Raw genomic sequence first — 14126 nt, forward strand, 5'->3', positions numbered from 1 at the left:
ATCTACAAATATCCATTTATCCAAATGGAATCAAATGGTAGCTGAATCTCCAAACGGATTAATATATGCTCAAAGTCAATATTTAGATGCGTTAACAGACCATTGGGATGCATTAATTATTAATGATTATGAAACAATTATGCCGATTCCTTGGAAAATAAAAGCTGGCATTAAATACGCTTACACCCCACCTTTTATTCAACAGCTTGGATTTATTGGAGCTCCAATTAATTTGAAACTTGAGAGTGTTATTAAAAGGATTTATTCAACATATAGATATGGTAGTATTTTATTGAATACCGGAAATAGTATGGCAGCAAAAATTACTAGAGCTACAGCTAAGTCCAATTTATTACTAAACCTTGATCAACCCTTTCAAACAATTAAAAAATTGTTTAGAAAAGATCATTTACAAAATGTTTCAAAAGCTTTAAAAGCTGGGCTTATATATACAGAACAAATTTCTATAGATAAAGCCGTGCTTTATTATGAGGCTATTAATGGGGCAAAAACTCCAAATATAAACCGCGTCCATTATCATAAAATGATTGACTACTGCAATAAAACTTTACAAACGAATTATCCATGTTTCACCCGTGCAGTTGTAAATCAAGAAGGGGATTTATTATCTACAGCCCTCTTTTTAAGAGATAATAAAAGGATATACAATATCATGAATAGCACAAGTAACGAAGGCAGAATAGCCGAGTCTAATCACTTATTATTTCATCAAATTATTCAAGAGTTTTCAGAACAGCAGTTAATTCTTGATTTTGAAGGATCTTCAATCCCAGGAATAAAACATTTCTATGAAGGCTTTGGATGTAGCGAAGAAGTTTATTATTTATGGCATTATAATAAACTACCTTTTCCATTATCGATTATTCCTTAGTCTTATTCATTCGCTCGTTTAAAATTGCATTCGCAATTAAAAGATCATTTGGTCTTGTAATTTTCAAGTTACTGTACTCCCCTTCTATTAAATAAACTTTTTCACCAGCTGCTTCTACAACCGTTGCTTCATCTGTAAAACAATCCTGATAAGGTTGTTCGAAAGCTTTTTTTAGTGAATCAGATAAAAATGTTTGAGGGGTCTGAATGATTTTAACTCGATCCCTATCAATTGGTGCATTTTCATTTCCAGTAACAATCCGAATGCTGTCAATTGAAGCAACAGCAGGAATAGCAGAACCTAAATGTATAGTCTGATTATAACACCTGATAATTAACTCTGCAGTCACCAAACATCTTACTCCATCGTGAACAAAAACAACTGCTTGTTCAGTGATAGATCGAATGCCATTTTGAACAGAATGAAAACGGGATATTCCACCCACCACTATCTTAGTTTGTGCTACTATATTCATATCCTTGATTAATTGCTCCGCAGTTGAAATATAATCACTAGGAACAACCAATACAAACTGAATATCATAGTAGGCTTCCATGAATGCATTAAGCGTATAATACAATAAAGGCCTATTATTTAACAACAGAAACTGTTTGGGAATATTGCTTCCCATTCTTGAACCTAAACCACCCGCTGTTATAACCGCTATTTTTTGCACAATCGTAAATTATTTATAAATAGCAACATTATTCAATCCATTACTCGTTTTCACACCACGATACATTCCTGCACTATTGAAAACCATTGCAGTATTTCCCTTTGCGTCTACACCAATCATCCCCCCTTCACCATGAATAGCCATCAATTTATCATGAACAACTATATTCATTGCTTCTTCTAATGAATATCCTTTGTATTCCATTAAACAACTTACATCATAAGATGCAACAGAACGAATAAACATTTCTCCATGACCAGTGCAGCTTATTGCACAGGTATTGTTGTTTGCATAAGTGCCGGCTCCAATTAAAGGGCTATCACCAATTCTTCCATATTTTTTATTAGTCATTCCGCCAGTAGAAGTGGCTGCTGCAATATTTCCCATGCCATCTAATGCAACGGCACCAACTGTACCAAATTTTTTGTCTCGCATCAACTCTTCTAACTGATGATTGGTATGATCTAAAGAATAATTATCAGAGTCTCGAATAGCTTTCCATTGGTCGTACCTGAACTGTGAGAAAAAGTATTCATCAGGTTCTAATTTAATTCCTTGTTTAATAGCAAAATCATTCGCTCCCTTGCCACTTAAAAAAACGTGATTGCTATGCAACATAACTTCTGTTGCCAGCTCAATTGGATTTCTAACATTTCTAACTCCGCAAACAGCTCCAGCAGCCAAATTAGAACCATCCATAATTGCCGCATCCATTTCTTGAACTCCTTTTTTGGTAAACACCGAACCTCTGCCTGCATTGAAAAGTACATTATCCTCTAAAACAATGATAGCCGCTTTAACAGCGTTTACCGCAGTGCCCCCTTTTTCTAAAACTGCATAACTCGTATCTAAAGCTTCTTGCAAAACATCAGAATATGCTTGCTCCAAAGATGGGGTCATATCTTCTTTTAAGATGGTACCTGCACCTCCATGAATCACTATAGAAAAATTAGTCATTGTATTTTATTTAGACACGAAAGTAAAAATTAAGGAGGCAAAAAGATTTTAAATTATAGCATCAGACATTAGATAGTATTAAAGATTCAATACTAATTTATAACGAATCACTAATTATGGGTTAACAATTCCTTGCATTCAGCTAACAAGCGAGATGGATTAATTGCAACTGTACCAACTTCCTCGCAAACCAATCCACCAGCAATATTGGCCATTTCGGCAGCCAGATGTATATTTTCAGTAGCTGCATAAACCAAAGAAGCAACGGCAATAACAGTATCTCCTGCCCCACTTACGTCCGAAATATTTCTGACATGGGTAGGAATAATAGCTGCTACCTGATCTTGTTGATAAAAAACTCCTTTTTCGGACAACGTAATTAGTGAAATAGAATGCCCTAATACTTCTTTTAATACTTGATGGATATGCTCCATTCGATCCAAACTTGTATTCGCTACCTCTATATTAAGTCCTTCTTTCACTTCTTTTAGATTAGGCTTAAATAAAGTGACGTCTTTATACGACAAGAAATTTTTCTTCTTTGGATCAACCGCTGTAAAAATCTCATGCTTATTGCAATAGGCAGTAATCTCCTGTATGATCCTTTGCGTTAATACCCCTTTATTATAATCTTCAAAAATTACAATTGCTGGTTTATGATTCAGTATAAATTGAGTTACCTGATGCAGCAACTGATTTTCCAAGTCTTCATTGATGTCTTCAACCATTTCAGCATCCAAGCGCATCATTTGTTGATTTCTACCCATGATGCGCATTTTGTTAGTTGTAATGCGATTATTTGAACGAATGATATGGTTGGTGTTTATACCATTTTGTTTCATTAATTCAATCAACTGGTCTCCATCTTGGTCTTGACCCAATATTGAAATGATGGTCGTAGCTGCTCCTAATGAAGCGGTATTCAATGCCACATTAGCAGCACCCCCTACACGGTATTCTTTTTTATTTAAAGCCACTACAGGAACAGGGGCTTCAGGTGAAATACGATCTACACTACCCCACCAATAAGTGTCTAACATAACATCCCCAATAATTAATACGGGTGTGTGTTTAAACTGCTCAAACAACTGATCAAAATTCATCTACTATTTTTTGGCATTACGAACAGCAATATAATACAAAGGTATACCGAGTAATGTAATGATTAAACCTGGCCAAGTAAATTGTGGCTTGTAAATAATTAATAGGACACAAAAACTAATTCCCATTAACATATATATGGCGGGCAAAATGGGGTAGCCAATGGCTTTATATGGTCTTGGCATATCAGGGCGAGTTTTTCTTAGTATAAAAATTCCCGCGATTGTTAAAACATAAAAGATGACTACTATGAAAGAAACCATGTCTAGTAAGTCCCCATATCTTCCGCTCAAACACAATAATGAAGCAACTACGCATTGAGCCCATAAAGCCCATTCAGGAACAGCGTTTTTATTCAACTCTCCTGCCTTCTTAAAAAATAAGCCATCTTGAGCCATGGTATAATAAACTCTTGCACCTGCCAGAATTAAACCATTGTTGCAACCAAAAGTAGAAATCATAATCATGGCTGCTATGATATAGGTACCAATACCCCCAAAAATAATATTTGAAGCGGTAACAGCTACTCTATCAGATTCGGCAAAAGCAATTTGATCTAATGGTAGAACACTCAAATACATCAAATTGGCAGAAACATAAATCAGCGTTACAATTAATGTCCCCAAAAACAAACTAAGTCCAATATTTTTTTGGGGATTTTTGATTTCGCCTGCTATGAAAGTAACATTATTCCATGCATCACTACTAAAAATTGACCCCACCATCGAAGCTGCTATTGCACCCAGTGCTCCAGCCCCTAATACAGGTATAATGATACTAGCAGATAGCTCTCCAGTTCCCTTTGTCATAGATTTCATGGTCCAAGCATCCGACCAATTAGCATTCCACACTTCGGCGTTGGCGCCTAAAATGAACCCAAATACAATCAATCCAAATAGAGAAACCAATTTTGTAACGGTAAAAACAGTTTGGATCATTTTACCCCCCTGCACCCCTTTTGTATTTATATAGGTGAGTAAAACGATGATAAAAATGGATACAAATTGTGCTGGATAAATTTTGAATGGTCCCAATAAAAACAATACATCTACTTCATTCATTTCTAATATTGGGAAGAAATAAGCGGCGAATTTACAGAATGCAACACCCACTGCTGCTATAGTTCCTGTTTGAATTACTGAAAAAAAACTCCAACCATATAAAAAGCCAGTAAGTTTATTATACGATTCCTTTAAGTATACATATTGACCTCCAGCTTTAGGAAACATTGCACTCAATTCTCCATAACTTAACGCAGCAGTCAATGTCATAAATCCAGTTAATAACCACACTACAATTAACCACCCAGCACTACCCACATTACGGGTAATATCTGCACTGACGATAAATATTCCAGACCCAATCATACTACCTGCTACTACCATTGTAGCATCTAATAAGCCTAATGTGGGTTTAAAAGAAGGAGAAGTTGCTGCCATAAAAAATCCCGCCCATTTTAAAGGGGCGGGAATGAAGATAATAAATATGATTGAACCATTATGGCTTCTTAGGATACAACTTATTTAATCCTTTCACTAAGTCATCAGTAATATTGAAAGCACTATCTTTCAAATACATGTCGGGTGTACTTGAAAAAATATAAGCGTATCCCTTGTCTTTATTGTATTCTTTAAGATAATCTTCAATTTTTTTCTTTACGTCTTGTAATTTCTTAAAACTTTCATCCTGCATTTCCTGCGCCATCATTTGCTCTTTGCCCTGATAAGTACGTTCCATTTGTACTAACTCCTGTTGCTTGCTGGCTAATTCGGCTTGAGAAAGATTTTGACCTACACGCTGCAATTCTTGGTATTTATTGGTAAATACATTTTTTAACTCATTCAACTGTTTCGCGTTTGCTTGATCTTTAACTTGTAATGAAGCTCTAATCTCTTTGAAATATTCAAAATTATTTTGAATAGAATCAGATTCAAAATAGGCAACCTTAAACCCACCGTTAGCAGCACTTACCGTGCTTTCAGTTGAAGCAGCAGCTGATTTGCTACCAGAAAAATGCAAATAAAATAATACAGCAACACCAATGGCTGTTGCAAGTGTTAGACCAGTTATAAAATTTTTCATTTGAGTAAAGTTTTCTTAAATAAGTCGATTTTAAATTACAAAGGGGTATTCAGTAAAAAAGTAGGAAGCACCTGCTTCCTACTTTTCTTTATTTTACAGTCTCTTGATTACTCTTCATCATCAAAGCTCATAGCTTCTCTTGTAGTAGCCAATACTTCATATTCTTCTTTACTTCCTACGATCATGTTCTCGAATTCTTTTTGTCCAGAACCAGCAGGAATTAAATGACCAGTGATAACGTTTTCTTTAAGTCCGAGCATCGCATCCGTTTTTCCTTGAATTGCAGCCTGACTCAATACTTTAGTTGTTTCCTGGAATGAAGCAGCAGAGATCCAGCTTTGTACTCCTAAAGAAGCTTTAGTGATACCTAGCAATACTGGTCTTGCAGTTGCAGGCTTAGCATCTCTAACTTCAACTAGTTGTCTATCAGAACGACGTAAGATGGAATTTTCTTCTCTTAGCTCACGTAAAGTAATAATTTGACCAGCTTTCATCTTTGTGCTTTCACCAGCATTGGTTACCACTTTCTTATCGTAGATTCTGTCGTTCTCTTCAATAAAGTCGAAACGATCTTCTAAATCCTCCTCTAAGAATTTGGTATCACCAGCGTCTACAATTTCTACTTTTTTCATCATCTGACGCACAATCACTTCTACGTGCTTGTCATTGATTTTAACCCCTTGTAAACGGTAAACTTCCTGAATCTCGTTTACTACGTACTCTTGTACAGCAAATGGTCCTTTGATAGCCAAAATATCTGCAGGAGCAGTTTGTCCGTCAGACATTGGCGTACCCGCTTTAACAAAGTCTCCATCTTGTACAAGAATCTGACGTGTTAATGGAACCAAGTATTTCTTAACCATTCCATCACGAGACTCAACAATAATCTCACGATTACCACGCTTCACGTTACCGAATGATACAACACCATCAATTTCACACACAATCGCAGGATTTCCAGGATTACGAGCTTCAAACAATTCAGTTACACGAGGAAGACCTCCAGTGATATCTCTTAGTTTTCCTAAGATACGAGGAATCTTCACCAATACCTGACCTGCTTTTACTTCATCTCCTTCTTCTACGCCGATATGTGATCCAACTGGTAAGTTGTATTGCTTTATATCTTTTCCTTCTACAATGATCGTTGGGATTTTAGTCTTATCCTTAGTCTCAATTACCACTTTCTCACGGTGACCAGTTTGTTCATCAGACTCATCACGGTAAGTGATACCATCTAAAATGTTTTCAAACTTAATAGTTCCTAGAGTTTCCGCCACAATTACGTTGTTAAACGGATCCCATGTACAAATAACATCTCCTTTTTTAACTTGAGCACCATCTTTTACATTTAAGGTAGCACCATAAGGAACGTTATTGGTAATCATCAAACGATCATTTTTCACGTCCATGATTCTTACTTCCCCAGTACGTCCAATAACAATTTTGGTTTTTGTGCCATCATTACTAGTGGTATCAACTGTTCTAAGCCCATCAAATTGAATAGTACCATCAAACTTCGCTTGTAAGGTAGATTCAATTGAAGCAGATCCTGCAACACCACCCACGTGGAAGGTACGTAATGTTAACTGTGTACCTGGTTCACCAATTGATTGTGCAGCAATAATACCTACTGCATCACCGCGCTGTGCTAAGTAACCTGTTGCCAAGTTTTTACCATAACACTTCACACATACTCCACGCTTACTTTCGCAGGTAAGTACAGAACGAATTTCAACGGTTTCAATACCTACTTCTTCAATTAATTTAGCCACATCAGAAGAGATTTCTTCACCAGCTAAAATGATTAATTCTTCGGTAATAGGGTGGTAAACATTATGTAACGATGTACGACCTTCAATTCTATCTGCTAATGGTTCTATCACATCTTCGTTGTCTTTTAATGCACTAGTAGCAATACCACGAAGTGTTCCACAATCTTCTTCAGAAATAACCACGTCCTGAGATACGTCTACTAAACGACGAGTTAAGTAACCCGCATCCGCCGTTTTAAGTGCCGTATCCGCCAACCCTTTACGCGCACCGTGTGTAGAGATAAAGTAATCTAATACGTTCAATCCTCCTTTAAAGTTAGAAAGAATCGGGTTCTCAATTACTTCAGAACCAGAACTACCACTCTTACGAGGTTTAGCCATTAGACCACGAATACCTACCAACTGCTTAACCTGTGTTTTACTACCACGAGCACCCGAATCCAACATCATGAATACAGAGTTGAACCCTTGGTTATCGATGGTCATTTCACGGATCAAAGACTCGGTGATTTTCATATCCACTCTACCCCAAATATCAATTACTTGGTTATATCGCTCATTATTGGTAATTAAACCCATATTGTAGCTTTCCCAAACTTCTTCTACTTCAGTTTTAGCGCTTTCTAATAATTCATTTCTGATTTCAGGAACAATTAAGTCGTTTACGCTAAAGCTTAATCCACCACGGAATGCCATACGGAAACCGAGTGTCTTAATATCATCTAAGAATTTAGCTGTTTTAGGAACGTCAGTGATTTTGATGATATCCCCAATGATTTCTCTTAAGCTCTTCTTCGTTAATAATGCATTTACAAATCCAACTTCCTGAGGAACATGTTGGTTAAACAATACACGACCAACGGTAGTATCAATTAACTTCTTAACTAATACACCTTTCTCACGAACATTTGTTTTAACCTTAATATTCGCATGTAAATCAACTCGGCCTTCATTGTAAGCAATAATCACTTCATCCATGCTATAGAAAGCCATTCCTTGACCTTTGATGGTTTCGGTTTCTGTAGACTTTCTACCCTTAGTGATGTAATACAATCCAAGTACCATGTCCTGAGAAGGAAGGGTAATAGGAGTACCATTCTGCGGGTTCAAAATATTGTGAGAAGAAAGCATTAACAATTGTGCTTCCAAAATAGCAGCATTGCTTAGTGGAACGTGCACCGCCATCTGGTCACCATCAAAATCCGCGTTGAACGAAGAGGTAACCAATGGGTGTAATTGAATTGCTTTACCTTCAACTAATTTAGGCTGGAATGCCTGAATAGAAAGACGGTGAAGTGTTGGGGCACGGTTTAACATAACCGGATGACCCTTTAATATATTTTCGAGGATATCCCAAATAACCGCTTCTTTGCGATCAACTAATTTCTTAGCAGACTTAACGGTTTTAACGATACCTCTTTCTATTAATTTGCGAATAACAAATGGCTTGAATAGTTCCGCAGCCATATCTTTAGGCAACCCACACTCATGTATTTTCAATTCTGGACCTACCACAATTACAGAACGACCAGAGTAGTCAACACGCTTACCCAATAAGTTCTGACGGAAACGTCCTTGTTTTCCTTTTAATACATCAGATAAAGATTTCAATGCACGTCCACCTTCTGCTTTAACCGCATTAGATTTACGAGAGTTATCAAACAAAGAGTCAATTGCTTCTTGCAACATTCTCTTCTCGTTACGTAAGATTACTTCAGGTGCTTTGATTTCTAACAAACGCTTTAAACGGTTGTTACGAATAATTACACGACGATATAAATCGTTCAAATCAGAAGAAGCAAAACGGCCTCCATCCAACGGAACCAATGGACGTAATTCTGGTGGAATTACAGGTATATACTGCATTACCATCCACTCAGGGCGATTGGTAATTCTAGTGCTAGCATCACGGAAAGACTCTACTACACTCAAGCGCTTTAAAGCATCAGCCTTACGTTGTTGAGAAGTTTCAGTAGCAGCAGCATTACGCAATGAAAAACTTAGTTCATCCAAATCAATTCTTTCTAAAAGAGCATGAACTGCTTCAGCTCCCATTTTAGCAATGAATTTTTGTGGATCTTCATCAGGCAAGAACTGGTTGTCTTTTGGTAAACCATCAATTAAATCTAGGTATTCTTCTTCAGTAAGAAGATCACCCATATTTAGGTTTTCCTTGATACCACCCTGTATTACTACATAGCGCTCGTAGTAAATAATGGTCTCTAATTTCTTAGAGCTCATTCCAAGTAAGTAACCAATTTTGTTTGGTAAACTCTTGAAATACCAAATATGAACTACAGGTACTACTAGCTTAATATGACCCATGCGTTCACGACGCACTTTCTTTTCAGTTACTTCAACACCACAACGATCACATACGATGCCTTTGTAACGGATACGCTTGTATTTTCCACAAGCACACTCATAATCCTTTACAGGCCCGAAGATTCTTTCGCAGAATAAGCCATCACGTTCAGGCTTATAGGTGCGGTAGTTAATGGTTTCAGGTTTCAGTACTTCGCCAAAGCTTCTTTCCAGAATACTGTCTGGAGATGCCAGACTAATGGTGATCTGTGAAAAAGTTGGACGCTGTTTGTTTTCTCTTTTGATTGCCATATCGCGGTTGAGAATTTGAATTGTTTTTGTTAATCGAACTTAAGATCTAAACCAAGACCTCTTAGTTCATGCACCAATACGTTGAATGATTCAGGAACACCTGCTCTAGGAATATTCTCTCCTTTAACGATGGCCTCATAAGTCTTCGCACGACCGATGATATCATCAGATTTAAGGGTCAATAATTCTTGCAGAATATTTGCGGCACCATATGCTTCCAATGCCCAAACCTCCATCTCACCAAAACGCTGGCCACCAAACTGTGCCTTACCACCCAACGGTTGTTGTGTAATTAAGCTGTATGGTCCAATTGAACGAGCGTGCATTTTATCATCCACCATATGGTGTAGTTTAATCATATAGATTACCCCTACCGTTGCTTTCTGGTGGAAGCGCTCTCCTGTTTCACCATCATACAAGTAAGTATGACCGTTTCTTGGAATGCCTGCATCTTTACAATACTGTTCAATTTGATCAGTAGAAGCACCGTCAAAAATTGGAGTTGCAAAACGCACACCCAAACGTTTACCGGTCCATCCTAATATGGTTTCATAAATCTGGCCCAAGTTCATACGAGAAGGTACCCCTAATGGATTCAACACGATATCAACTGGTGTTCCATCTTCCATAAATGGCATATCTTCTGCACGTACAATTTTAGCAACAATACCTTTGTTACCATGACGTCCAGCCATCTTATCCCCTACTTTCAACTTACGCTTAACAGCTAAGTAAACCTTAGCTAGTTTTAATACACCAGCAGGTAATTCATCTCCGATAGAGATATTGAATTTCTCACGCTTGTATCTGCCAAGTTCTTCGTTAAACTTAATGCTATAGTTGTGTAATAAAGTATTGATTTGATCATCTGTTTTAGCATCACCAGTCCAACCCAAAGGATTCACGTTTTGGTAATCGATCGTGCTTAAATTCTTTTGATTAAACTTAGCTCCCTTACCAATTAACATTTCACCAAAGTTGTTGCTAACGCCAGTAGAAGCTTTATCTTTTAATAAGACTTGTAATTTTTCCAATAACAATTCCTTAATAGCTTCAACATTTTGTTGATGAACTTTTTCTACTTTTTCAAGCAATGCTTTTTCACGAATCTTACCATTCTTATCCTTCTTTGCACGCTGGAATAATTTCTTATCAATAACAACACCTTCCGTACCGTTTGGTGCTTTTAAAGAAGCATCTTTTGCATCACCAGCCTTGTCACCAAAAATGGCACGCAATAGTTTTTCTTCAGGGGTTGGATCAGACTCGCCTTTTGGCGTAATCTTTCCAATTAAAATATCACCCTCTTTAATTGTTGCACCAATACGAATGATACCGTTTTCATCCAAATCTTTTGTAGCTTCTTCAGAAACGTTTGGAATATCTGGAGTCAATTCTTCTTCACCTAATTTTGTATCACGAACTTCTAATTCGTATTCGTCAATATGAACTGAGGTAAATAAGTCTTCTCTAACAACTTTTTCACTAATTACGATCGCATCTTCAAAGTTGTACCCTTTCCATGGCATGAATGCCACTTGTAGGTTACGACCTAAAGCTAATTCGCCATCTTTTGTAGCATATCCTTCTGTTAAGAAATCACCCTTTTTAACCACTTGGCCTTTCTTAACCGCAGGATTAAGGTTAATACAAGTAGCTTGGTTTGTTTTGATGAACTTAGTTAATTTATAAACTTGTAAATCATCATTAAAGCTCACTAAACGATCTAAATCATTTCTATCATAACGGACATGAATTTCATTTGCATCAACAAATTCAACAACACCATTACCTTCCGCATGAATTTGGATACGTGCATCACGAGCCGCTTTTCCTTCTAAACCAGTACCAACAATTGGCACTTCAGGTACAATCAAAGGAACAGCCTGACGTTGCATGTTAGATCCCATCAAGGCACGGTTGGCGTCATCATGCTCTAAGAATGGAATTAGAGATGCACTCAAACCAACAATTTGGTTAGGTGCAACGTCCATATATTCTACTTCTTCTTTATCAAGGATGGGGAAATCTCCAGTTTGACGAGAAACAACTTTATCGTCAGCAAATTCGCCCTTCGCATTTAGAGGAGCATTACTTTGCGCGATTTTAGCTGAGTCTTCCTCTTCCGCACTTAGGAAAGTTAATTCATTCATGTTTACTACACCACTTTCCACTTTACGATAAGGAGTCTCAATAAAGCCCATATCATTAATAGCAGCGTGTACACATAAAGTAGAAATCAATCCAATATTTGGACCTTCTGGTGTTTCAATGGTACATAAACGACCGTAATGAGAATAGTGTACGTCACGAACCTCAAAACCAGCACGCTCTCTACTCAAACCACCTGGCCCTAGAGCAGAAATACGACGCTTATGTGTGATCTCACTTAAAGGATTGGTTTGATCTAAGAATTGAGACAATTGAGAAGTACCAAAGAAAGAGTTGATTACAGAACTTAAAGTTCTAGCATTAATCAAATCTACTGGCGTAAATACTTCATTGTCACGAACGTTCATACGCTCACGGATGGTACGAGCCATTCTGGCCAAACCAACTCCGAATTGAGCATATAATTGCTCACCAACTGTACGAACACGACGATTGCTCAAGTGATCAATATCGTCAATCTCCGCTTTTGCATTGGTTAAACGAACCAAGTATTTGATAATCTCAATGATATCTTGCTTGGTTAATACCTTTTTAGTTAAAGGATATTCAAGACCTAGTTTACGGTTGATTTTGTAACGACCAACTTCTCCTAAATCATAACGCTTATCGCTAAAGAATAATTTATCAATAATACCACGAGCAGTTTCATTATCAGGAGCATCAGCACCACGCAATTGGCGATAGATATGCTGAACCGCTTCTAATTCACTATTAGAAGTATCTTTATTTAATGTGTTGTAGATAATTGCGTAATCACCACCCACGTCCTCTTTCTGAATAAATACACTCTTCACTTCCATTTCAATAATGGTAGCAATCGCTTCTTCATCCAGAACAGTATCACGTTCCATAACGATTTCGTTACGTTCAATGCTCACCACTTCACCAGTATCTTCATCAACGAAATCTTCCACCCATGTTCTTAATACACGAGCAGCTAATTTCTTACCTACCTGATTAGCCAATGATTTTTTATCTGCTTTTACTTCGTCAGCCATTCCGAATAACTCTAGAATGTCTTTGTCTGTTTCAAAGCCAATAGAACGTAACAATGTAGTAACCGGGAATTTTTTCTTCCGGTCAATGTACGCATACATTACGTTGTTGATATCGGTAGCAAACTCCATCCATGCACCCTTGAAAGGGATTACACGAGCAGAGTAAATCTTGGTACCGTTAGGGTGAACAGACTGTCCAAAGAACACGCCTGGAGAACGGTGTAGCTGAGAAACAACTACTCGTTCAGCACCGTTAATTACAAAAGTACCACGTGGAGTCATGTAAGGGATATTTCCTAAGAATACATCCTGTACAATGGTTTGGAAATCTACGTGTTCCTCATCGTTACAACTTAAACGCAATTTAGCTTTTAAGGGTACGGCATAAGTTAACCCACGCTCCATACACTCTTCAATAGTGTAACGAGGCGGATCAATAAAATAATCCAGGAATTCCAGCACAAAGATGTTACGCGTGTCTGTAATAGGAAAATTTTCCTTAAACACACGAAACAATCCCTCAACGTTACGTTTGTCGGGAGTAGTCTCTAACTGAAAAAACTCTTTAAAAGATTCTAACTGGATGTCGAGCAGGTCAGGGGCATCAGCCAAATGTTTAGTTTTACCGAAGCCGACCCTGTTGTTCAATGTTGTAGTAGACATATGTATGTAAAACCGGTTTTTGATACGAAAAAAATTGGGGAGAACTGCAACATTCTCTTAACGTACAATCGGCTCATTCATCACCTAAACACAATGATAAAAATGTCCACCCGCTAAATTGCCCAAAATTAAGGATGGCAAAGTTAAGGAATGTAATAGAAACGCAAAAACAAATTTTACGCCAAACTACCATT

Annotated in this window: 8 protein-coding genes; 1 reads left to right on the top strand and 7 read right to left on the bottom strand. The window is 37.4% G+C overall.

What is annotated here, in order from left to right; translation table 11 throughout:
• The first annotated feature begins 34 nt into the window (after window positions 1-34).
• Window positions 35-892, top strand: a complete 858-nt coding sequence (locus ACTIEI_RS08960) for a hypothetical protein (RefSeq protein WP_439505956.1) — start codon at window positions 35-37, stop codon at window positions 890-892.
• Here ACTIEI_RS08960 and ACTIEI_RS08965 read toward each other — a convergent pair.
• The 7 genes from ACTIEI_RS08965 to rpoB form a co-directional block, all read right to left on the bottom strand.
• On the bottom strand, window positions 882-1568 hold the full coding sequence (locus ACTIEI_RS08965) for a 2-C-methyl-D-erythritol 4-phosphate cytidylyltransferase (RefSeq protein WP_439505957.1): 687 nt from the start codon (window positions 1566-1568) through the stop codon (window positions 882-884). The genes ACTIEI_RS08960 and ACTIEI_RS08965 overlap by 11 nt on opposite strands.
• A 9-nt stretch (window positions 1569-1577) precedes the next feature.
• A complete protein-coding gene (locus ACTIEI_RS08970; protein WP_439505958.1) occupies window positions 1578-2525 on the bottom strand; it encodes an isoaspartyl peptidase/L-asparaginase family protein in 948 nt (315 codons plus the stop codon).
• Between the two features lie 110 nt (window positions 2526-2635).
• Window positions 2636-3628 (bottom strand): bifunctional heptose 7-phosphate kinase/heptose 1-phosphate adenyltransferase, encoded by a 993-nt coding sequence (locus ACTIEI_RS08975; protein WP_439505959.1) that lies wholly within the window; start codon window positions 3626-3628, stop codon window positions 2636-2638.
• Between the two features lie 3 nt (window positions 3629-3631).
• Entirely contained in the window at window positions 3632-5065 is a 1434-nt protein-coding gene (locus ACTIEI_RS08980) for an APC family permease (protein WP_439505960.1), read from the bottom strand.
• A 58-nt stretch (window positions 5066-5123) separates the two neighbouring features.
• Entirely contained in the window at window positions 5124-5708 is a 585-nt protein-coding gene (locus ACTIEI_RS08985; RefSeq protein ID WP_439505961.1) for an OmpH family outer membrane protein, read from the bottom strand.
• Between the two features lie 107 nt (window positions 5709-5815).
• A complete protein-coding gene (gene rpoC / locus ACTIEI_RS08990; RefSeq protein ID WP_439505962.1) occupies window positions 5816-10099 on the bottom strand; it encodes a DNA-directed RNA polymerase subunit beta' in 4284 nt (1427 codons plus the stop codon).
• Window positions 10100-10128: 29 nt separating this feature from the next.
• Window positions 10129-13932 carry a DNA-directed RNA polymerase subunit beta gene (gene rpoB, locus ACTIEI_RS08995; RefSeq protein ID WP_439505963.1) on the bottom strand — a complete coding sequence of 1268 codons (3804 nt, stop codon included), beginning with the start codon at window positions 13930-13932 and terminating at the stop codon, window positions 10129-10131.
• Between the last annotated feature and the right edge of the window lie 194 nt (window positions 13933-14126).

The organism is Sediminibacterium sp. (assembly GCF_051860225.1).
Classification (GTDB): Bacteria; Bacteroidota; Bacteroidia; order Chitinophagales; family Chitinophagaceae; genus Sediminibacterium.

What these genes read in the sequence shown, in the direction of transcription:
- ACTIEI_RS08960 (WP_439505956.1), top strand. Translation starts at nt 35, where the DNA reads ATGGTAGCTGAATCTCCAAACGGATTAATATATGCTCAAAGTCAATAT.
- ACTIEI_RS08970 (WP_439505958.1), bottom strand. Translation starts at nt 2,525, where the DNA reads ATGACTAATTTTTCTATAGTGATTCATGGAGGTGCAGGTACCATCTTA.
- ACTIEI_RS08975 (WP_439505959.1), bottom strand. Translation starts at nt 3,628, where the DNA reads ATGAATTTTGATCAGTTGTTTGAGCAGTTTAAACACACACCCGTATTA.
- ACTIEI_RS08980 (WP_439505960.1), bottom strand. Translation starts at nt 5,065, where the DNA reads ATGGCAGCAACTTCTCCTTCTTTTAAACCCACATTAGGCTTATTAGAT.
- ACTIEI_RS08985 (WP_439505961.1), bottom strand. Translation starts at nt 5,708, where the DNA reads ATGAAAAATTTTATAACTGGTCTAACACTTGCAACAGCCATTGGTGTT.
- rpoC (WP_439505962.1), bottom strand. Translation starts at nt 10,099, where the DNA reads ATGGCAATCAAAAGAGAAAACAAACAGCGTCCAACTTTTTCACAGATC.
- rpoB (WP_439505963.1), bottom strand. Translation starts at nt 13,932, where the DNA reads ATGTCTACTACAACATTGAACAACAGGGTCGGCTTCGGTAAAACTAAA.